The sequence below is a fragment of the Massilia sp. NBRC 108631 genome, assembly GCF_059704565.1.
Genome location: NZ_BAAKJE010000119.1, coordinates 1 through 381 on the forward strand (window position 1 = coordinate 1; position 381 = coordinate 381).

Genomic DNA, 381 nt, shown 5'->3' on the forward strand with positions numbered 1-381 from the left:
CGCTGAACGCGGCCATCGAGGCCGAGAAGGCCGGCGAAGCCGGGCGCGGTTTCTCGGTGGTGGCCACCGAGATTCGCCGCCTTGCCGACCAGACCTCGGTGTCGACCTGGGACATCGAGCAGATGCTCAAGGAAATGCAGTCGGCCGTCTCGGCCAGCGTGATGGGCATGGACAAATTCTCCGAGGAGGTGCGGCGCAGCGTGGGCGAGGTGCGCCAGGTGACGGACCAGCTGTCGGGCGTGATGGTGCAGGTGCAGAAACTGGCGCCGCAGTTCGACGCCGTGCTGCAGGGCATGCAGTCACAGGCCGTGGGCGCGCAACAGATCACCGAGACCATGATGCAGCTGAACGACGCCACCCAGCAGACCGTGGAGTCGCTGC

1 protein-coding gene is annotated in these 381 nt (G+C 66.7%); it reads left to right on the forward strand.

Annotated features, from left to right (window positions below; translation table 11 throughout):
* Positions 1–381: methyl-accepting chemotaxis protein (locus tag AC6H42_RS13410; RefSeq protein WP_497548255.1), on the forward strand; the 381-nt coding region annotated here is incomplete at both ends.